Origin of the sequence: Marinobacter sp. JSM 1782161, assembly GCF_011421605.1 — a bacterium.
In the GTDB taxonomy this organism is placed as follows: Bacteria; Pseudomonadota; Gammaproteobacteria; order Pseudomonadales; family Oleiphilaceae; genus Marinobacter_A; species Marinobacter_A bohaiensis.
The window spans coordinates 174202-193262 of the sequence record NZ_WSSA01000002.1 but is presented as its reverse complement, the minus strand read 5'-3'; the positions used below and the strand labels follow the sequence as shown (position 1 = coordinate 193262).

Annotated in this window: 17 protein-coding genes and 2 tRNA genes; 8 read left to right on the top strand and 11 right to left on the bottom strand. The window is 61.4% G+C overall.

Translation table 11 applies throughout. The features are described from left to right. Positions 1–196 precede the first annotated feature (196 nt). Positions 197–880: a hypothetical protein gene (locus tag GQB00_RS00850; protein WP_165854906.1), complete on the top strand. Its 684-nt coding sequence runs from the start codon at positions 197–199 to the stop codon at positions 878–880. Positions 881–1234: 354 nt separating this feature from the next. Then, complete coding sequence (locus GQB00_RS00845; protein ID WP_165854905.1) at positions 1235–1879, top strand: hypothetical protein; 645 nt, start codon at positions 1235–1237, stop codon at positions 1877–1879. Positions 1880–1900: 21 nt separating this feature from the next. Here the strand turns inward: GQB00_RS00845 and GQB00_RS00840 are convergent, their stop codons facing one another. Both GQB00_RS00840 and GQB00_RS00835 read right to left on the bottom strand, forming a co-directional pair. Next, a complete protein-coding gene (locus GQB00_RS00840) occupies positions 1901–2521 on the bottom strand; it encodes an L-threonylcarbamoyladenylate synthase (RefSeq protein WP_165854904.1) in 621 nt (206 codons plus the stop codon). 44 nt (positions 2522–2565) lie between these two features. After that, positions 2566–2904 carry a BolA family protein gene (locus GQB00_RS00835; RefSeq protein ID WP_165854903.1) on the bottom strand — a complete coding sequence of 113 codons (339 nt, stop codon included), beginning with the start codon at positions 2902–2904 and terminating at the stop codon, positions 2566–2568. A gap of 114 nt (positions 2905–3018) precedes the next feature. Here GQB00_RS00835 and GQB00_RS00830 point away from each other — a divergent pair, with 114 nt between their 5' ends. The 4 genes from GQB00_RS00830 to GQB00_RS00815 all read left to right on the top strand — a co-directional run bounded on the left by GQB00_RS00830 (position 3019) and on the right by GQB00_RS00815 (position 10448). After that, positions 3019–5181 (top strand): DNA topoisomerase 3, encoded by a 2163-nt coding sequence (locus GQB00_RS00830; RefSeq protein ID WP_165854902.1) that lies wholly within the window; start codon positions 3019–3021, stop codon positions 5179–5181. 192 nt (positions 5182–5373) lie between these two features. Then, positions 5374–6099 carry a response regulator transcription factor gene (locus GQB00_RS00825; protein WP_165854901.1) on the top strand — a complete coding sequence of 242 codons (726 nt, stop codon included), beginning with the start codon at positions 5374–5376 and terminating at the stop codon, positions 6097–6099. 35 nt (positions 6100–6134) lie between these two features. Then, positions 6135–7796: a FecR domain-containing protein gene (locus GQB00_RS00820; protein ID WP_165854900.1), complete on the top strand. Its 1662-nt coding sequence runs from the start codon at positions 6135–6137 to the stop codon at positions 7794–7796. Positions 7797–7829: 33 nt separating this feature from the next. Next, on the top strand, positions 7830–10448 hold the full coding sequence (locus GQB00_RS00815; protein ID WP_165854899.1) for a CHASE2 domain-containing protein: 2619 nt from the start codon (positions 7830–7832) through the stop codon (positions 10446–10448). Here the strand turns inward: GQB00_RS00815 and GQB00_RS00810 are convergent. Next, the gene (locus GQB00_RS00810; RefSeq protein WP_165854898.1) at positions 10434–11585 is read right to left on the bottom strand and encodes a fibronectin type III domain-containing protein; all 1152 of its coding nucleotides are present in this window, start codon (positions 11583–11585) and stop codon (positions 10434–10436) included. The two genes, GQB00_RS00815 and GQB00_RS00810, sit on opposite strands and share 15 nt — an antisense overlap. Before the next feature lie 262 nt (positions 11586–11847). Here GQB00_RS00810 and GQB00_RS00805 point away from each other — a divergent pair, with 262 nt between their 5' ends. After that, entirely contained in the window at positions 11848–12345 is a 498-nt protein-coding gene (locus GQB00_RS00805) for a GNAT family N-acetyltransferase (RefSeq protein WP_165854897.1), read from the top strand. 241 nt (positions 12346–12586) lie between these two features. Here GQB00_RS00805 and GQB00_RS00800 read toward each other — a convergent pair. Together GQB00_RS00800 and GQB00_RS00795 are read right to left on the bottom strand one after the other, a co-directional pair. Next, positions 12587–12663, bottom strand: a tRNA-Met gene (locus GQB00_RS00800). Positions 12664–12754: 91 nt separating this feature from the next. Continuing rightward, a tRNA-Met gene (locus GQB00_RS00795) sits at positions 12755–12831 on the bottom strand. A gap of 360 nt (positions 12832–13191) precedes the next feature. Here GQB00_RS00795 and GQB00_RS00790 point away from each other — a divergent pair. Beyond that, the gene (locus GQB00_RS00790) at positions 13192–14244 is read left to right on the top strand and encodes a DUF484 family protein (RefSeq protein WP_165854896.1); all 1053 of its coding nucleotides are present in this window, start codon (positions 13192–13194) and stop codon (positions 14242–14244) included. A 6-nt stretch (positions 14245–14250) separates the two neighbouring features. Here GQB00_RS00790 and rnhB read toward each other — a convergent pair whose 3' ends face one another. From rnhB to GQB00_RS00760, 6 genes are all read right to left on the bottom strand, one after another. Continuing rightward, entirely contained in the window at positions 14251–14916 is a 666-nt protein-coding gene (gene rnhB, locus GQB00_RS00785) for a ribonuclease HII (protein WP_111496561.1), read from the bottom strand. Further along, positions 14906–16132: a lipid-A-disaccharide synthase gene (lpxB, locus tag GQB00_RS00780; protein WP_111496562.1), complete on the bottom strand. Its 1227-nt coding sequence runs from the start codon at positions 16130–16132 to the stop codon at positions 14906–14908. The genes rnhB and lpxB overlap by 11 nt, the downstream gene beginning before the upstream one ends. Positions 16133–16136: 4 nt before the next feature. Beyond that, the gene (gene lpxA, locus GQB00_RS00775) at positions 16137–16928 is read right to left on the bottom strand and encodes an acyl-ACP--UDP-N-acetylglucosamine O-acyltransferase (protein ID WP_111496563.1); all 792 of its coding nucleotides are present in this window, start codon (positions 16926–16928) and stop codon (positions 16137–16139) included. After that, positions 16928–17365: a 3-hydroxyacyl-ACP dehydratase FabZ gene (fabZ, locus tag GQB00_RS00770; protein ID WP_111496564.1), complete on the bottom strand. Its 438-nt coding sequence runs from the start codon at positions 17363–17365 to the stop codon at positions 16928–16930. Before fabZ ends, lpxA begins: the two co-directional genes overlap by 1 nt. 11 nt (positions 17366–17376) lie before the next feature. Beyond that, complete coding sequence (gene lpxD / locus GQB00_RS00765; protein ID WP_111496565.1) at positions 17377–18408, bottom strand: UDP-3-O-(3-hydroxymyristoyl)glucosamine N-acyltransferase; 1032 nt, start codon at positions 18406–18408, stop codon at positions 17377–17379. A gap of 112 nt (positions 18409–18520) precedes the next feature. Then, positions 18521–19015 carry an OmpH family outer membrane protein gene (locus GQB00_RS00760; protein ID WP_111496566.1) on the bottom strand — a complete coding sequence of 165 codons (495 nt, stop codon included), beginning with the start codon at positions 19013–19015 and terminating at the stop codon, positions 18521–18523. Positions 19016–19061: the final 46 nt, after the last annotated feature.

Here is a 19061-nt window from a genome sequence, read left to right as displayed (position 1 = left end):
ATATAAGAACCCTCTCGCTCTGGACCACGCGCTTTCGCCATTACTAGTCTTAGTATTGTCTCTGGCACGCAGGATTTACATCATGACTTGTCACCCTAATTTGCTCTTTCCTCTCGCACTGAGTCTCTCACTCATTTCTGGATGCTCCACCACAACAATCAACACCAGCTTCAGCGCCGTCCCATCTGAGAACTCCATGGCTTACTTTTCCGATGGTTGGATAATCCAGAAGCAAGAATCCGAAGACTTTGTGGTTCAGATGGCAGTACGAGATGGAAAACAGGCGTGGGAGGAAGTTCACGGACTGGTGTTCGTGATGAATAAGTCAGAGGAGCCTATCAATGTCAGCGTTGAGAACATTTCCTTTCGGCAGGACGAACACACTATCGAACTCCTCTCTTACAACCAGCTAAAGCAAAGACACATCAGTCGTGCTCAGACCAGACGCACTGCTCTGGCGCTCAGCGCAATGGCTCAAAGCTTCAGCGCTGCCCAACCCACGACCACGACCACCTACGGTTCAGGCACCGCGTATGGAACCGGAGGCACTGCAAACTACTACGGTTCTTCTCAGTCGTACACCTATGACTCTGCGGCTTCAGCGGCGGCTCAGGCTCAAATCCAATCCAACGTGCAATCGGGCGTTGCTAACATCGAATCGAATCTTCAACGCGACCTGAATTCAATGGACGGGTATTTGCAGAAGACAACTGTATTCCCAGATCAGAGCTACAGCGGCCGCTTCCAATCCCGCACGACCCGCTTTGAACAGAAACCAAAATCAACTTATGCCCTGACGGTAGAGTTGGATGGCGAGAAGTTTCTCTTCAAATTCGTGGAGAAAGCGGACATACAGACCCAGCAGCGAAAACTGTTCTGAAAAGGTTGAAGTCCAATACCCGATGGATAAGTTCGCAGAACTGATAGTCGTGCATTTTGTGATACAAAACGTGATACATTAAACTGAGCCCACAGCATTTGGCTCGTAGATTCAGCAAGTTAGAACACCCAATTCAGGCGACCATCCCTGCCGGGGGTACCATTCCTATTGAATCCCCACAGCTTAAGCGCCCGCCGCGTCGCCTCTCGTCAGATTTCCGGCACCCGACAGGGCACACGTTGACGACGCCCCCGCTGGCCAATGCAACGCCCCAGCCCCCCCTCGCCATTCTGGCCCACTTTGTGCAAAGGCCAAGGCAGAGTAAATCACTTTGCCGATCAGGGGCGTACCACCATGTCACTGCTGTCATCGCTGGCCCGGGCCAGTGCCAGTTTCCAACAGGCCGCGGAAAATCGCGCCGCGGCGAAACAGAACGCCGCCCAGGCCGCTGCAAAGGCGACGCCGGCCAAGCAGGAAACCGGTTCCGACGACAGCGTCACCCTGACCGGCGACGCCCCATCATCCTCGAAAAACCGCCTGTCGGTGACGTCCTACAAGCAGAATGTGGGGCAGGATCATGCCTTTGTGCAGGATACCCTGCGGCATAAACTTGCCGAATATAACCTGAATCCGGCAACGCGCATTGCGGTGGAAAAAAACGAGAGCGGCGGTTTTGCAGTGAAGGCGATGATGCCGGAAAGCACCCGCCAACAGATCGAGAAAGATCTGGACAACAACAAGGCGTTCCGGGAGGCATTCAACCGGCTCAGCGTCAACGAACCGACCGTCTCCTTCGTCGACACGGCCCTGCGCCTGAATCAGGCCTACGGCGCCAACAACGCGGTTCTGGACCAGATGGTGAGCGAGAATCAGCAGTTCAACGGCCTGCAGGATCTCGCCCACCGCTACGACAGCCTGCGTCGGAATGTAGGCTCGACCACAGCTGAAGCGGCCGGCCAGGCCAGACAGTATGCGTTCAGCCTGAACGCACGCGCCTGATCCGACCGCCCTGAGGCGCCGTTACTGGAACGGCGTCGGGTCGCCCTTGCCTTCCCTGACCAACTCCGGCACTTCCCCACAGAAGTTAACCACCGTCGTCGCCTCGAGTCCGCAGAAACCGCCGTCGATGATCAGGTCCAACTCATGTTCGAGGGTTTCACGAATGTCGTAGGGGTCGGTCATCGGGTCGGTTTCCCCGGGCAGGATCAGGGTACTGCTCATGATCGGCTCCCCCAGCTCAGCCAGCAAAGCCTGGACGATGGGGTTGTCCGGCACCCGCAGGCCGATGGTGCGACGCTTGGGGTGCAGCAGCCGCCGCGGTACTTCGCTGGTGGCATCCAGGATGAAGGTGTACGGCCCCGGCGTGTAGGTTTTCAGCAGCCGGTACTGGGTGTTGTCCACCTTCGCGTATTGCCCGATGTCGGACAGGTCCCGGCACACCAGCGTAAAGTTATGCTTGTCGTCCAGTTGCCGGATCCGCTTGATGCGGTCCGTCGCCTGCTTGTCTTCCAGCTGGCAGCCGATGGCATAGGCGGAGTCGGTGGGATACACCACCACACCGCCGTTGCGGAGAATGTCCACCGCCTGCTTGATCAGCCGTAGCTGGGGCGTTTCGGGATGAATCTGGAAAAACTGGCTCATTGTGCATCCTTACTTGGTTGACGACCGGACGGTGCCCGGGGCACTCAGTGTTTGTCATGCTTCGAACCGCCCATGCACTGTGGCGATGAGGGCGCAACGCCATTGCGGGTTTGCCATTCCTCCGGGGTATAAAGATGCAGGGCCAGTGCGTGGACACCGGCCTGCAGCTCAGCGCCCAGCGCGCCGTAGATGGCCTGATGACGCTTGACCCGATTCTTGCCTTCGAAGTCGCCACTGACCAGGGTGACCTTGAAGTGGGTTTCGGAGTTGGGCGGCACGCTGTGCATGTGGCTTTCGTTTTCCACCCGCAGGTGGTCGGCCTGGAATCCGTCAGTCAGTTTCTTCTCGATGGCCGACTGAATGGGTGCGGCTGTTTCGGGCATAATAGTCCTCCCTTTGCTGAATGCCGTTATTGTAACGTAATCCGGGCCTCCCCGGCTTGACACTCAACAGCGGCTTCGCCATCTTCCATCGCCTGTTTTAACCGCGGTCGTGCCATGCGTCTTTTTATTGCCGAAAAGCCCAGCCTCGGACGGGCCATTGCCAGCGCCCTGCCCGGCGAAATCCAGAGAGGCCGCGGCTGGCTCCGCTGCGGCGAACGCGACGTGGTGACCTGGTGTATCGGCCATCTCCTGGAGCCGGCAGAACCCGGCCACTACGATCCACGCTGGCTCAAGTGGCGCCTGCACGAATTGCCGATTTTCCCGGAACAATGGGAACTCGCGCCCAAGAACAGCGTGCGCGACCAGCTCAAGATTGTCGAAGGCATGCTGGCCAAGGCCGACACCGTGATCCACGCAGGCGATCCGGACCGCGAGGGCCAGTTGCTGGTGGACGAAGTCCTGCGATACTGCCGCTATGGCCGCCCGGTCGAACGCCTGCTGATCCAGGACCTGACGCCGGCGGCGGTGTCCCGGGCGCTCAACCAGATGCGCGACAACCGCGATTTCCGGCGTCTGTCCCATTCCGCCCTGGCCCGCCAGCGCGCCGACTGGCTCTACGGCATCAACCTGACCCGCGCCTACACCCTGCGTTACCAGCAGCAGGGTCAGCAAGGGGTCTATTCCGTCGGCCGCGTCCAGACCCCGGTGCTGGGGCTGGTGGTGGAGCGGGACCAGACCATCGCCGATTTCGAACCGAAGCCATTCTTCACCCTGACCATCAACTGCGACACCCCGTCGGAGACACCGCAGTCGTTCCAGGCACGCTGGCGCCCGGACGAACGTTTCCGCTCGGCCATGGATGAGGAAGACCGCGTCCTCGACCGCAAGGTCGTCGAATCGATTGCCGAGGCCGTCCAGGATCAGAGCGGCACCATCACCGACGCCCGCTTCCGCGAACGCCAGGAAGCCCCGCCGTTGCCGCTGTCGCTATCGATACTGCAGATCGAGGCCGGCCGACTGTTCGGCATGAACGCCAAGGCGGTTCTGGACTCGGCCCAGAACCTGTACGAGAAGCACCAACTGATCACCTATCCCCGTTCCGACTGCCGCTACCTGCCGGAAGAGCACTTCAGTCAGCGACACGATGTGATCCGTGGGCTGTGCGGTGTCGCGCCCGGGCTGACCGAATTCGCCGACCGCGCCGAACTGAACCGCCATTCCCGGGCGTGGGACGACGAGAAGGTGGACGCCCACCACGCCATCATCCCCACCATGCGGCAGCGGCCGGCCGGTAACCTGAGCCGTAACGAGCGCCGCGTCTACGAGCTGGTGGCCCGCTATTACCTGATGCAGTTCTTCCCGGAGGCGATCCATCGTGAAGGTCGCCTGGATCTGACCATCGAGAGCCATGCGTTCCGCGCCACCGAAACCGGCGTTGTGGCACCAGGCTGGAAAGAACTGGAACTGCGCAAGAAGGAAGCGTCGGAAAAACCGTCCAGGGCCCTGCCCCGACTGGATAAGGGCAACGAAGTGCAGTGCCGGTCGTCCGAGATAAAAGACAGGATGACCCAGCCGCCGTCGCACTTCACCGACGCGACGCTGTTGTCGGCGATGACCAACATCGCCCGCTTCGTTGCCGACAGTGAGCTGCGCAAGACCCTGCGCGACACCGACGGACTGGGCACCGAGGCCACCCGCGCCAGCATCATCGAGACCCTGTTCAAGCGCGAGTACCTGTATCGCGAAGGGCGCTATATCAAGGCCACCGACAAGGGGCTGGACCTGATCGCCGCCCTGCCATCGGCGGTGGCCAAGCCGGACATGACGGCCGTCTGGGAGTCCACGCTGGAGCGGATCCGTCAGGGCGAAGGCGACCCGCGCGCCTTCCTCGGCTCCCTTGAGGACCAGATCCGCGAATTGCTGGCCCCACTGCGTGACGGCACTACAATGGGGGGTACGACGCATTGGGCGCCCGAGCAGACCGGCGTCCACTGCCCCCAGTGCCGCTCGCCCATGCGCGAGCGGGAAGGCAAGTTCGGGCGCTTCTGGGCCTGTTCACGCTATCCGCAGTGCCGAGGCACCCGCCCCATCGAGGACGCAACGGACCATGCTGACGGCGCCGATCAGGCTCCGACGCCCTGTCCGGCCTGCTTTTCCCCGCTGGTCCGGCGCCACGGCAAAAAAGGTTGGTTCTGGGGCTGCAGTAATTACCCCGGGTGCCGACAAACAGTGAGCGATGTGGACGGCAGGCCAGCCACGGCCGGCCCCGCCGGATAAAAGCGGGACGCGGCATGCGCGCCGTATAGGCAACCGCGCCCTTTATTACAACGATGTGGCACAATCGCGACGCTTGGTTAACAGTCGGCAACACATTGACACTGACCGCCCCGAGGCAATTTGCAAGAATGTTTTCCATACTGGCCCGGATACCGCATGGACAACCGGGCCTAATATTGCAGGAGACACCCAATGCGTATCGCATTACTGGAAGATGAACTGGCACAGGCACGCAACATCGAGAGCCTGTTGGGAGACAATGATCATCAGTGCGATAGCTATCAGACCGGCCAGTCCTTTCTGAGCGCCGTCACCCACCGCAGCTATGACCTGCTCATCCTCGACTGGCAGATTCCCGACATGACCGGGATCGACGTGCTGCGCAGCGTCCGCGAGCAGCTCAACTGGCCCATTCCCGTGGTTTTTCTGACCCAGCGGGACAGCGAGCAGGACATCGTCCAGGCGCTGGATGCCGGTGCCGACGACTACCTGTCCAAGCCCGCGCGGCCGGCGGAGCTGCTCGCCCGCATCCACGCCCTGGCCCGTCGCAGCAATCCGGACGTCGAGCGCCAGGTCCAGGAATTCGGCCCGTTCAGGATCGACACCAAATCGCGGGTCATCCTCCTGCACGGCGAGGCGCTGACGCTGACCGACAAGGACTTCGACCTGACCCTGTTCCTGTTCCAGAACAAGGGCCGGTTGCTGACCCGGGAAATGCTCCTGGAGCGGGTCTGGGGGGTAACGCGCGACATCAACACGCGCACGGTGGACACCCACATGAGCCGTCTGCGACGCCGGCTGGGGATCAAACCGGAGAACGGATTCCGCATCAAGACCATCTATCAGCGCGGCTATCGCCTGGAAGCCATGGATGAGTTGACCGGTGACGCCGACCTGGCGGAGCCGGTCACGCCCTGATCGAATCACACGAGCCTGAATTGACGAAACGCCGTATGCCCGCATTGCAGCGACCCCACAAAGCACAGCGCCTGAGGCAAGCTGGCCTGATTGCCGGCCTGATTACCATGCTGGTCGCTCCGGCAACTCGCGGCGAACTGCCTGTGGCCATGGGGTCACAACTGACCGCAACCCCAGGCAACCCGACATCACCGGTCACCGAATGGCGCTACACGCTGCGTCCGGGAGAGAACCTGGATACGGTGGCGCGCGAGTTGTTGTCCGAACCGCATACGCTGGCTCAGTTGATGCAGTACAACGGCTTCCAGCAATCCCGCGACCTGTCCCCTGGGCAGAGTCTGCGGATCCCGGTCAACTGGCTGGAGAAACAGCCGGAGCCGGCTCGTGCGGTAACAGTGTCCGGCCCGGTCCAGCACATTGACGGGGTGAACGGTAAGCGGCGCATTCTCACGACTGACATCCAGTTACGGGCCGGCGATGAAATTCGCACCGGTTCAGGGTTCACGGTGGTGCAGCTGGCGGACGGCTCGCTGATCCGCCTGGGCCGGGATACCCATCTGGTTTTCAACCGCCTGTCCCGTTTCGGCAAAACCGGAATGGTCGACACCCGCATGCGCCTGGACCGGGGGGAACTCGACGCCGAGGTGGAAACCCTGGTCGAGGACGGCTCACGCTTCGAGGTGGACACGCCATCGGCGGTGGCCGCGGTACGTGGCACCAAGTTCAGTCTGCAGGCGAACCGGCAGCAGACGCACCTGCGTGTCATCGAAGGCCGCGTGGCATTCGGCCCTGCCGGACGGACCGTGAGCGTGCCGGCCGGATACAGCGGCACGGCCGGAGAAGGCACCCGCAGCCCGGTGGACATACGCCGCCTGCCCGCGGCTCCGGCACCGGGCGATTTGCCGGCGACCGTACACGAGCTGCCGCTGCCTATTACCTGGCCGGCCGTTGCCAGCGCCAATGGCTACCAGGTGGACATCTTCGACGCCGACAGTGGCGACTGGCTGTCCCGCGAGACCACGCATCGCCCCGAGCTGAACCTGGGCAACCTGGAAAACGGCCGGTATGAGATCCGCCTCGCCGCGATCAGCCACCAGGGCACGCCGGGCATGCCGGTCACCAAAAGCCTGACGGTCGACCAGAAAGCCCTGGCTGCCGCATTGGACAAGCCGTCCCCCGACGCCAAACTCGACGACGAGATGCCGTCTTTCAGTTGGTCCTACCAGGGCAACAACGAGCTGGGCCGCATCGAACTCGCCGAGTCCCCGGATTTCAGCCGGCTGGTCGCCACCAGCGAGTGGGCCCCCGACAGCAACGCCATCCCGTCGCGCGCCCTGGAACCCGGCGAATATTACTGGCGTGTGGTCACCAAGGCCGGCGGCACCTCGCAGGCCACCAGCGAACCGCGCAAGCTGATGATCAACGGAACGCTGCCACCCACCCGGATCATCAACGTCAACTACGTGGACAGCCAGGTCCGTATCTTCTGGCAACAGGTCAATAAAGCCGACGAATACCGTCTACAGCTTTCCGAAGACCCGTCGTTTCAGCGTATTATCAAGGAAGCCAGCGTCGCCGACACCACGGCGGCCTTGCGCCTCATTCCCGGAAGACGGTATTTTGTGCGCCTAAAAGCGCTTTCTGAAGGCCCGATCAACGGTCGATGGGGACCGGGCAGGGAGCTTTTCGTCAATTGATCCGCATGACGCGGACCGTATCAAGCGAGACGCATGCAAAGGGATTGGTTCAGACTGACACGTACTGCCTGGAAACTGGCCCTCCCCCTGATAGGCATTGCGATCCTCCTGAAACTCGCCGGCATCCCCCAGCGTCTCGATCTGTGGCTCTACGACACCCTCGCCCTCAGCACCAGCCTGGCGCCGTCCAGCAGCCTGGAACTGGTCGCCATCGATGAGAAAAGCCTGCGCGAGCTGGGCCGCTGGCCCTGGCCCCGTTCACGTCACGCCCAACTGATCGACCGACTCCGCGACGCCGGCGCCAGGGTCGTGGTGTTCGACGTGCTGTTTACCGAGCCGGGCACCGAAGATCCGACCATGGCCCGGGCCATGCGCGAACAGGGGAGCGTGATCCTGCCGGTGCACCTGTATCCGGCCTCGGCCGACGCGCCGCTGTCCGAACAGCTCCCCACCCCCACACTCACCCGGGCCGCGGCGGCCCTGGGGCACGTCCACGTCGAGCTGGACGAGGACGGCATCGCCCGCGGGCTCTACCTCTACAGCGGTCTCGGGCGCGCCTCGTGGCCGGCCATTTCGCTGGCCGCGGCGCAGTTGGCCGATCACGCCCAAGGGGTCTCACTGCGCGACGACCAGCAGGTCTCCCCCTACGTCAACGTGCGCAGCCAGTACGCCTACATTCCGCTGGCCGGGCGTGTGGGCTCCATCCCCACCACGTCCTACAGTGATGTACTGGCCGGCCGGGTGTCCATGGAACGCTTCGCCGGCAAGACCGTATTCATCGGGGCCACCGCGCCCGGGTTCGGCGATGTCCTGCCCACCCCGCTGTCCGGCCTGGCCAGCCCGATGTCAGGGGTCGAGTTCCACGCCAACGCCTATTCCGCCCTGGTGCAGGACAAGCTGATGCTGGTGATCCCGGCTTACCAGCAGTTCCTGCTGGCGGCGGCGGTCATCGTATTCATCAGCCTGGCCCTGCCCCAGCTCAAGCCGTCTCACACGCTCTGGGTATGCCTGATGACCAGCGCGCTGCTCCTGCTGGCGGTAACCCTGCTGTTCCGCCACGCCAGCACCTGGGTGCCCGTGTCCCAGGCGCTACTGGTGCCGCTGATCGCCTACCCGCTGTGGAGCACGCGCCGGCTGACGCTCCTCAACACCTTCCTCAACCGCCAACTGGATATCCTCAGCCGCGATCCGGGCCTCGGCCTTAAAGACATCCACCAGCAGCAACCGATCCGCATCGTTGAGGAGCTACGCCTGCTGCTCCAGGCCGAAGGCTGGTGGCTCTCCCAGGACGATCTGATCATGGCGCAGCATGGCCTGAGCAGGCGCGATCGCCCCAAGTCGCTGGAGAGCGGTCTGTGGACCCACCGGGGCGATCAGAGCTGGATCCGCTTCGCTCGCGGCGACCGGTCGTTCGAGCTGGGGCTGATGCTGCCCGCCTCCCTGGGACGGGAGGCCAGCCGGCGCTACCTGCAACGCCTGCGACTGGATAGTCCCGGGTATTTCCAGGGCCGGGAAAGGAACTACCCGGGCGAGAACATCGGGGACCGCATCGAACGGGTGCAGGGTGCCATCGAATCCCTGACGGACATGCGGGAATTCATTGCCCGGGGCTTCGAGCGCATGCCCGACGGCGTCATCGTGACCGACGCCATGGCAACGATCCAGTTCGTCAACGGCCACATTGAGGAATGGTTCGGCGAGCCGCGACCGAGCCTCATCGGCATGTCGTTGCCCGGACTGCTCAACGCCCACGACCCGCGGGACGCGGCACCCTGGCAGGAAACCATCTCCGACACCCTGACCCTCGGCCAGACGCGAACCGTCGACCTGCAGGTCAAGGGCATGGATCTGCTGATTCACCTGGCACCGTTCAGCATGTCAGACGCCGACCAGCACGGCATCATTGCCAACATCTCGAATATTTCCGAATTGCGCGAGCAGCAACGCCAACACCGGGAGGCCATCGACTTCATCTCCCACGACGTGCGCTCACCGCTGGTCTCGCAACTGGCCCTGATCGCCCAGCTCAAGCGCCGGCCGGAATCCATCGGCCCGGAGCAACTGGAGCACCTGGGCAATCTGGCACGGCGCAGCTATCAACTGGCCGAAGAATTTGTGCAGCTGGCCCGCGCCGAACAATTGACCGAGACGCGATTCTACGATTGCGAGTTCCTGGCCGTGGTGGAGAACGCCCGTGACAGCGTCAGCGAGCAGGCGCAGAGCAAGGGGATCGATCTGGCACTGCACGGCGCCGACGACATCTGGCTCAGGGGCAATGCGGAACTGCTGGAGCGGGCGGTCATAAACCTGCTGACGAATGCGGTGCAGTACAGTCCGGCTGGATCGACGGTCACCATCCAGGTGTTCCGCGCCGGGCACCAGGTCTGCCTGACAATTTCCGACGAAGGCATGGGCATTGCCGCCCATGAGTTGCCGCACCTGTTCGACCGCTACCGGCGGCAGAAGAGCACGGAGCTGTCCGGTAACCGGGGCGCGGGTTTGGGACTGTCGTTCGTCAAGGTGGTGGTCGACAAGCACAAGGGTGAGATCAGCGTTCACTCGCGTGAAGGTGAAGGATCCTCCTTTACCCTGCGCCTGCCGGTGGCCGATCCTCTGGCCACCATCACCCCGAGTGAATCATCCCTGAATTGACTTGCTGACGACGTCCGACATCGGGCTGACCAGCCCCTCCGTATCGATCGCGCGCACGGCGAAGTACCAGTCGCCGTCAGCCAGGTTTTCGATGGTGAACTGCGTCAGGCTGGCATCCTCGATCACGACGCTATGCGTCAGTGCTGAGGCGCTCTGGCCGTACACGATTTCGTAGCCCTGCAGTTCGCCCATGGCGATACTCACGCCGCTCTGGCGCGTCAACGGCGCCTCCCAGCTCAGGGTTGCCGAACGATCGATGATGACCGTGCCTCCATCGACGCTTTCTTCCCCACTTTGTTCGCCGCTGCCTGCCCCGTCGCCCTGATCCGCTCCGGCGACCAGCGCATAGAAGGCTTCAGTCCGGTCTGAGACCTCGTCCAGCGCCGCCAGTACCTGACCGTCGGCCACCTCACTCCGAAGCCCCTGGGAGATCACTGCGGCCTCCAGGGTAAGCTGTTCAATAGTCGGCGCCGTCGCCTCACCGCTGTCGGGCAGCATGCCTTCCGACTGCACCCATGCCTCACTGTCGGCCAGCACCTCGTCGATCGAGCTCCAGGTCGTGCCATCCACCATCGCCAGAAACGCCGCGTTGATCACGGCCAGTTGAATCGCGTCGGTGCTGCCGCTGAACCCGTCCAGCCGCACCAGATCCGGGGGCGACAACTGCAGGGTGCCGGCGCTCAACCCAAAGTGGGCTTCCAGCTCGCCATAGGCCGCCAACAGGGCGTCCGGAGACAGCCCTTCGTCGGATCCACCGGCCAGCGCCACCGCCAGGGAAGACAAGGGCGTCAGGTAGACTTCACGCGAATCCGTCAGGTTGACCACCGCGCGCAGCCGGAAACCGGCGGAAAGAGGAAAGGTTTCGCCAAAGGCGACGGCGTTCGGCGTTCCGGAAAAACAGGCGGGCACCACGTCACAGGTCATGCGGGTTTCATTGTCGGCCGTCAGCTCGACCAGGACCCAGCCGTCCTTCTTACCGCTGATCGGCAACTGGAAACGGCCCTGGCTATCCGTGGTTACGGCACGCCCAAGCTTGCCAGCCAGCTCATAACGACCACTACGACCATCCCGGGTGATATTCCAGGCATTGACGATGCCATGGCCGATGACCCCCTTGATCGCGCCACCACTAACCACGATAGACTCGGAGGGACTGGCGGATGTTGAAGTCTCGCTGTCAGAGCCACCTCCACCGCCGCAACCGGCCAGAAACAGGCAGAAAAACAGACCGACCGCTGCGATCATTGACCGTTTAATGACGCAATTTGCCATTACATGACACCATAAGATTGACGTTACGGGGTCACTGTACGGATTTTACGCGTCCATTAATGCGCTTTACGTCATTATGCAGATCATTTTTTAGCCATTTTTTTGACATCACCGAATCGACCAGACCATGACGACCAACACCCTACACTTCACCATCCGCCGCTTTCGACCGGAATTCGACAGCCACGCCATCGGCCAGCTCTACGAGGCGTCCGTGTCCGTGCTTGGCGCCGGACACTACGAGCCGGAAGTAATCGAAGCCTGGCGCCGATGGGCGGACCACCCTCACGCCGTGGCCCAGCTCCTGAGCCAGGGAATGACGCTCATTGCCCAGCACAGCGGCCGTATTGCCGCCTTTGGCCAGCGCCACCCCGCCGGTCACATCAACATGCTCTACACCCATCCGAACTTTGCGCAGCGGGGACTCGGTCAGGCGCTTCTGGAGGAAATGATCGACGCGGCAAAACGGGAGGGCCTGTCCGGACTGTCCGTTGACGCCAGCCGTATCTCCCGCTCGCTCTTCGAGAAAAACGGATTTCGGGGCGACAGTCCGGAATGGGTGGAACGCGACAATCTGCGCATCGAGCGATTCCCCATGACATTGCAGTTTTCGGGGGACAGGTAAGGACAAAAAGAAAGAATGGATCGCTCCGACGAGAGCAGCGCCCCTCCGCACGCCGGGCGACTCGGCAACAGGAGGAAAAGACAGGTCACCCGATCGGCCTTTATCGATGGGCACCGGGGAGCAAGCCCTCTAAAGCACTTGCGTCAATCACTTCGCCGAATGCTGAGCGATAAAAGCGATGCTTTAAAATCCCTCGCGCACAAAAAAGAAAAGGCCAGTCATTCGACTGGCCTTTTTCAATTGGTAGCGGGGGCTGGATTCGAACCAACGACCTTCGGGTTATGAGCCCGACGAGCTACCAGACTGCTCCACCCCGCATCAAACTGATTGTCGCTCCGCTTAATTACTTGGACCGATCTATCTGGATATCGATCCCGGAAACGGCCGAATGACTCATTCGGACTTTAATTGGTAGCGGGGGCTGGATTCGAACCAACGACCTTCGGGTTATGAGCCCGACGAGCTACCAGACTGCTCCACCCCGCATCAAACTTTTCTTCCCAGACCAAACTTAGCGATAGCGCTTAAGGTCGGCCTCAAACCCGAAGGCCGTTATGACTCCCTTCGGCTTTTTCAGGTATGGCGAGCCCGACGTACTAACAGACTGCCTTACCTGTATCAAACCTTTGCAAATCAAAGCGTTGCCTTTAACCGCCTCGATCTCAGTGGCGCGTATAATACGGCCCAAACCCACACCTGTCAACGTATTCTCACTTCGGATTTCACACATTGCAAAACGCTGTGCTGTTTTCCGGATAGACCTTGCCTGATCGGCCGATACGGGGTATTCAAGAGGTTCCGGGTAGCGCCTGTCTCCGTTGATTCATCAGCAGAAACCAATCCGATATGTCCGAGAACGACAATCAAAAATCGACATCGAGCCAGGTTGAGTCGCTTATCCAGCGCGTCAGACACAACGAGGCCATTGCCAGCAAACTCTTTGATATGGAACTGGCGATGATGCAGGCCCCGGATCTTTCGACGTTCGCAGACCGCCTCACCGAACAGGCCCGCGAACGGTTTGACCTGGACGATGCCTGGTTTGTTCTCACCGATATCGACGACAACCGTCGAATCATGGAGCTGATGGACGCCCAGGGCGCACTCTCCGAGCGACTGATTGTCGACACCCAGGTGTTCTTTCAACTCGTCGATAACCACGAGCAACCGCTACTGAGCGCCGATTGCGGCCCGCTGCGAGCATTGATTCCCGCTCACCTCAGCAGCCGCATTCAGTCGCTGGCCCTGCTTCCTTTGCAGATGGAAGGCCGCCCGGTAGGCGCCCTGGTTCTGGGCGCTGCGGATCCCAGCCGTTACCAACCGGGACTGGATGCTTTCTTCCTGCGCCAACTGGCCGTGAAGACATCAGCGGGATTGACCAGCATCTGGGCCCGGGAACAGTTGAAACGGCTCGCTACCCGGGATCCCCTGACGGGGTTGCGCAATCGCCGCGAAATGGAGTCGGCGCTGGCACAGGAACTGAGCCGTGGCCGCCGTCAGAATCACCCCATCACCCTGTTATTTCTCGACCTGGACCGGTTCAAGGCCATCAACGACGAACTGGGCCATGAAGCCGGCGACGCCTGCCTGATCCATGTGACGCGGCAACTGCAATCACAACTTCGGCGAGACGACAGTTTGTTCCGCTTTGCCGGCGACGAATTCGTCGCCCTTCTGCCGGGACAGGAGGAGGACAACGCAAGCCGCGTCGCGTCACGCATGCAGAACGCTCTCAGGGACGCTCCCTTCCGCTTCGGCGACTCGAAAACAGCCATCCAGTTCAGCTATGGTATGGCGAGCGTCACACCCGAGCAGAACGCAACGGTTGCCGACGTCATCAGACTGGCGGATCAGAGGCTTTACGAGATGAAACGGGCATACGACGCCCCGTCGCCCTGACGGCCGTCAGGCATCGAAGAGGTCAGCCGGGAAAACCGGCGCATTCTCCCCGGAGGCGACACCAACGGCGTCGAGAGCTTCACGCACCGGACGAAAGGAGCGGCGGTGGATCGGTGTCACCCCCAGCTCCGTCAGGGCCGAAAGGTGCGCCGCAGTGGGATACCCCTTGTGGCCACCGAGACCGTAACCTGGATATTGGCGATCCAGTTCCACCATTTCCCGGTCCCGCGCCACCTTGGCCAGGATCGAGGCCGCCGAGATAGCAGCGACACGACCATCGCCCTTCACCACCGCTTCGCTGGGCCAGCGCCAGCGCGGACACCGGTTGCCATCCACCAACACAAACTCGGGAGCCGGCCCCAGCGCACCGACGGCTCTCTCCATGGCCAGCATCGTCGCCTGGTAGATGTTGAGCCGGTCGATTTCATGCACTTCACAACGCCCCAGACTCCAGGCCATGGCTCGGTCGCGAATCTGTTCGGCGAGGGCCTCCCGACGTTTCTCCGTCAGTTTCTTGGAATCCATCAGCCCTTCGATCGGCTTTTCCGGATCGAGAATGACCGCGGCGGTGACCACCGGTCCGGCTAGCGGGCCTCGACCGACCTCGTCGACGCCGGCCAGCAAGCGCCCCTGATAACGACAGACAAACGGCGGGAGTGGTTTAGAGGCCACGTTCTTTCCCCTCGATTACAGGCACCAGGGCATCAGCGGCCCGCTCGTTGGCGTTGCGCCGCAGGGTCTCATGCAATTCCGCAAAAGCCTGTTTTAACGCGTCCAGGTCAGGACCGGGTTTCAGGCGATCCAGCACCGCTCGCCCCAGGGCTTCCGGGGTGGCTTCCTCCTGCAGCAACTCGGGTACCAGCTCACGCCGCGCCAGCAGGTTGGGAAGCGATACGTGGGGCACCTTGACCAGTCGTGAGGCCAGCAAGAACGTCATGCGGTTGAGGCGATAACCCACCACCATCGGCTTTTTCAGCAACATGGCTTCCAGGGTCGCCGTGCCGGAGGCCAACAGGACAACATCGGCGGCAGCCATAACCTCCCGGGAGCGTCCCAGAACCAGCTTGACCGGAAGCTGCACGTCCTGCTCATCAAGCAACGTTCGCAGTTGCTGCTGCCGGGCTTTGTTGACGCAGGGAATGACGATCTGCAGATCATCGCGCCGTTGCTGAATCCAGTGCGCCGTCGCCAGGAACAGCGACCCCAGCCGATCGACCTCCCCCGCCCGACTGCCGGGGAGAATCGCCAGCACCGGCTGCCCGGGCTCCAGCTCGAGGGCGCGACGAGCGGCCACCGTATCCGGGGTCAGCGGAATATCGTCCGCCAGTGGATGGCCGACGCAGGCCACGGGCACGCCGTGTTCTTCGTAGAACCGTGCTTCGAAAGGAAACAGCGTCAGCATCTTGTCCACCGCACGGGCGATCTTGAAGATGCGCTTGCGCCGCCATGCCCACACCGACGGGCTGACGTAATGGGCAGTGGGGATGCCGGCCTGGCGTAGTTGAAGCTCCAGGCCGATGGTGAAGTCCGGTGAGTCGATACCAATCACAATCGCCGGCGGTGTCGCCAGGAAATAGTCTCGTACCCGCCGGCGAATCGACACCAGCTCGCCAATACGTTCCAGCACTTCGAACAGCCCCATGACCGAGAGCCGGTCCATGGGAACCAGTGAGTGAAACCCGGCGGCCTCCATCTGCTCACCGCCGATGCCGGCAAAGCGGGCATTGGGATAGCGTTTACGCAACGAACGAATCAGACCGGCACCGAGAAGGTCGCCAGACGCTTCGCCAGCCACGATACCAATGGTGAGGTGTCGATCGCTGATCACCGGTGGAGAAGAAGACTCCACCGGCTGTTCGTCGACGGAAGCCGCCAGGGTTACGGCCATTTCGTCAACGAACGATGCCGCGATGGGCGTTTCGGAGGGAATCGGTCAGCATCCGGACTTCCGAGGATTCGGCAAAGTCCTTTTCGAGCGTCTCGATGGCCTGCGCCAGAGTCAGCCCCTGACGGTAGATGACCTTGTAGGCCCGTTTCAGCTCGGAGATGATTTCCCGCGAGAAGCCACGACGTTTCAGACCTTCGGCATTCAACCCGTGCGCTGACGCCGATTGACCACTGGCCATCACATAAGCCGGGATATCCTTGAGAACGATGCTGCCGCCGGCGCTCATGCTGTGGGCGCCGATATGACAGAACTGGTGCACCATGGTGCCACCGCCCAGGATGGCCCAATCCCCCACCGATACATGACCGGCCAGGGTGGCGCAGTTCGCCAGGATCGTGTTGTCGCCGACCACGCAATCGTGGGCCACGTGGACATAGGCCATCAGCAGGTTGTCGCTGCCAATGCGGGTTTCTTTGCGATCCTGCACCGTACCGCGGTGGATGGTGCAGTTCTCGCGAATGACATTGTTGTCACCAATCACAAGTGTGGTGGGCTCGCCAGCGTACTTCTTGTCCTGGCACTCTTCACCAATACTGGAGAACTGGAAAATGCGGTTATTGCGGCCGATCACAGTCGGCCCCTTGATCACGACGTGGGACAGAATTTCGGTTCCGTCTCCTATCTCCACGTCTGGTCCGACAAAGCTCCACGGGCCGACAGTGACGTCCTTGCCCAGCTTTGCAGACGGGTCGACAATCGCCTGAGGATGGACTCCCGACCAAACCTTTGTCGCCATCAAACTTCTCTCTCAGCGGTCATGATTTCCGCGACGCAGGCCACTTGCTCGCCGACCAGCGCACGGCAGTCAAACTTCCAGATGCCGTGCTTGTCCGACAGAAAACGGGACTCAAGCCGCAACTGGTCTCCCGGCACGACAGGTCGCTTGAAGCGGGCCTTACTGGAGCCGGCGAGGTAGTGTATCACGCCATCCGACGGTTTCCGGTCAACGGTCACAAACCCGAGAATGCCGGACAATTGCGCCATCGCCTCGATAATCAGGACACCCGGCATGATCGGCTTGCCCGGAAAATGCCCGTTAAAGAACGGCTCGTTGATGGAAATGTTCTTGTATCCGGCGATGGACTGCCCTTTTTCAACTTCCGTGACGCGATCCACCAGCAGGAACGGATAGCGGTGGGGCAGGAATTCCATGATTTCTTCAATGTGCATCATCAGGTACGGCCTCAGGCTCGTTTAAGCAGTTTCTTTTCCAGTTCGCGCAATTTCCGCGCCATCTGATCCAGATTGCGGAACCGCACGACACTCTTCTGCCACCGCTTGTTTGTATCCACACCCGTCCCCGAAGAATAGACGCCGGGCTCTTTCAGGCTGCGGGTCACCATCGTCATACCGGTCAACTGCACCTGATCGGCGATCTCCAGGTGACCACCGATACCGCTTGCACCGCCGAACACACAATGCCGCCCCACCTTGGTGCTGCCGGCAATGCCGACCAGCGCCGCCATGGCCGAGTGGTCACCGATGCTGACGTTATGAGCGATCTGAACCAGGTTGTCGATTTTGACCCCATTGCCGATCACGGTATCGTCCAGCGCGCCGCGGTCAATGGTGGTGTTGGCGCCGATTTCAGTATCGTCACCGATCACCACACCGCCCAACTGGGCGATTCGATGCCAGACGCCTTTCTCGTTGGCAAAGCCGAACCCATGCGAGCCGATAACGGCACCGCTGAGGATGAGGCAACGCTGCCCCACGCTAACGTCGTGGTAGAGCACGGCCCGGGCTTCCAGGACGGTGTCGTCCCCCACACAGGACCGTTCGCCAACGACGCAACCAGGACCAATCACAGCGCGCTCGCCGATCGTGGCGCCCGCCTCGATCACCGCGTTGGGCCCAACGGCCGCCGAGTCTGCAACAGTGGCCGCCGGATCGACGACCGCCGACGGATGAACGCCTGCTCCGGGCTTGGGTGCCGGATCAAACCAGTGGCTCAAACGAGCATAACCGAGGTAGGGATTGTCCAGTAACAGGACATTGGTCGGACACTCATCAGCCATGCCCGGGGCGACGATGACCGCCGACGCGCCGGTTTCTTTGAGGAAACGCCCATAGGAAGGATTGGAGAGAAAGGATATCTGGCCGGCGCCGGCATTCTGGAGCGTCGCCATGCCCGAGATTTCGGTGCTGGCATCCCCGATGACCCGGCCTCCCAGCGCCTCGGCGATATCACCCAACGTATGGACTGTGTTCGTCATTGCCCTTCCCACCTAACGCGTTCCACCTAACGTTTTCCCTGCAAATAACCGGTTCCACAACACCTCGGACAGGCCCCGGCCAATTATCTGAAACCTGCCCGTTTCCGCCGTCTTACCGGTTCAGCTTTTCAATCAGCTCTTCGGTCAGATCCATGTCCGGCTTGGCGAGAACGACCGCCTGTCGCGGAAGGATCATGTCGAGATCGTGCTCTTCGAGCAGCGCTTTCACCGCTTCATCCACCTGCGGCTGGGCATCCTCCAGGAACTGCTTTTTGCGATTGCTGACCGTGGTGTTGAGACGGTTCTTGAGATACTGGTATTCCTGCACCTTTTCCTGGAACTGGCCGGACAACTCTTTGCGCTCTGATTCATTCATCATAGCGCCATCTTTCTCCAGTCGTTCCTTGAGGCTCTGGGCCGTTTCCTGGGCTTCGCGCACCTTGGCTTCGTCGTCCTTGAATTCGGTTTCCAGCTTCTGGCTGAACTTCTGGGCACTGTCGGACGCGAACAGCGCGTGCCGCAGGTCGACCACGCCAATATTGGTGTCAGCCAGTGCCGGCACCGCCAGCATCAGGGCCAGGGCGGCGGTCATCATCTTCTTGAGCATGGAAAAACTCCTGTCTGTGCGTCTCGTTTTGTTGGCATTGTACCGG

Excerpts from the sequence above, each read along its gene's own strand:
- GQB00_RS00805 (WP_165854897.1), top strand. The coding sequence starts at position 11,848 with ATGACGACCAACACCCTACACTTCACCATCCGCCGCTTTCGACCGGAA.
- GQB00_RS00815 (WP_165854899.1), top strand. The coding sequence starts at position 7,830 with ATGCAAAGGGATTGGTTCAGACTGACACGTACTGCCTGGAAACTGGCC.
- GQB00_RS00790 (WP_165854896.1), top strand. The coding sequence starts at position 13,192 with ATGTCCGAGAACGACAATCAAAAATCGACATCGAGCCAGGTTGAGTCG.
- GQB00_RS00850 (WP_165854906.1), top strand. The coding sequence starts at position 197 with ATGGCTTACTTTTCCGATGGTTGGATAATCCAGAAGCAAGAATCCGAA.
- GQB00_RS00820 (WP_165854900.1), top strand. The coding sequence starts at position 6,135 with ATGCCCGCATTGCAGCGACCCCACAAAGCACAGCGCCTGAGGCAAGCT.
- GQB00_RS00835 (WP_165854903.1), bottom strand. The coding sequence starts at position 2,904 with ATGCCCGAAACAGCCGCACCCATTCAGTCGGCCATCGAGAAGAAACTG.
- lpxD (WP_111496565.1), bottom strand. The coding sequence starts at position 18,408 with ATGACGAACACAGTCCATACGTTGGGTGATATCGCCGAGGCGCTGGGA.
- lpxB (WP_111496562.1), bottom strand. The coding sequence starts at position 16,132 with ATGGCCGTAACCCTGGCGGCTTCCGTCGACGAACAGCCGGTGGAGTCT.
- fabZ (WP_111496564.1), bottom strand. The coding sequence starts at position 17,365 with ATGATGCACATTGAAGAAATCATGGAATTCCTGCCCCACCGCTATCCG.
- GQB00_RS00825 (WP_165854901.1), top strand. The coding sequence starts at position 5,374 with ATGCGTATCGCATTACTGGAAGATGAACTGGCACAGGCACGCAACATC.
- GQB00_RS00830 (WP_165854902.1), top strand. The coding sequence starts at position 3,019 with ATGCGTCTTTTTATTGCCGAAAAGCCCAGCCTCGGACGGGCCATTGCC.
- GQB00_RS00840 (WP_165854904.1), bottom strand. The coding sequence starts at position 2,521 with ATGAGCCAGTTTTTCCAGATTCATCCCGAAACGCCCCAGCTACGGCTG.
- GQB00_RS00845 (WP_165854905.1), top strand. The coding sequence starts at position 1,235 with ATGTCACTGCTGTCATCGCTGGCCCGGGCCAGTGCCAGTTTCCAACAG.
- GQB00_RS00760 (WP_111496566.1), bottom strand. The coding sequence starts at position 19,015 with ATGCTCAAGAAGATGATGACCGCCGCCCTGGCCCTGATGCTGGCGGTG.
- lpxA (WP_111496563.1), bottom strand. The coding sequence starts at position 16,928 with ATGGCGACAAAGGTTTGGTCGGGAGTCCATCCTCAGGCGATTGTCGAC.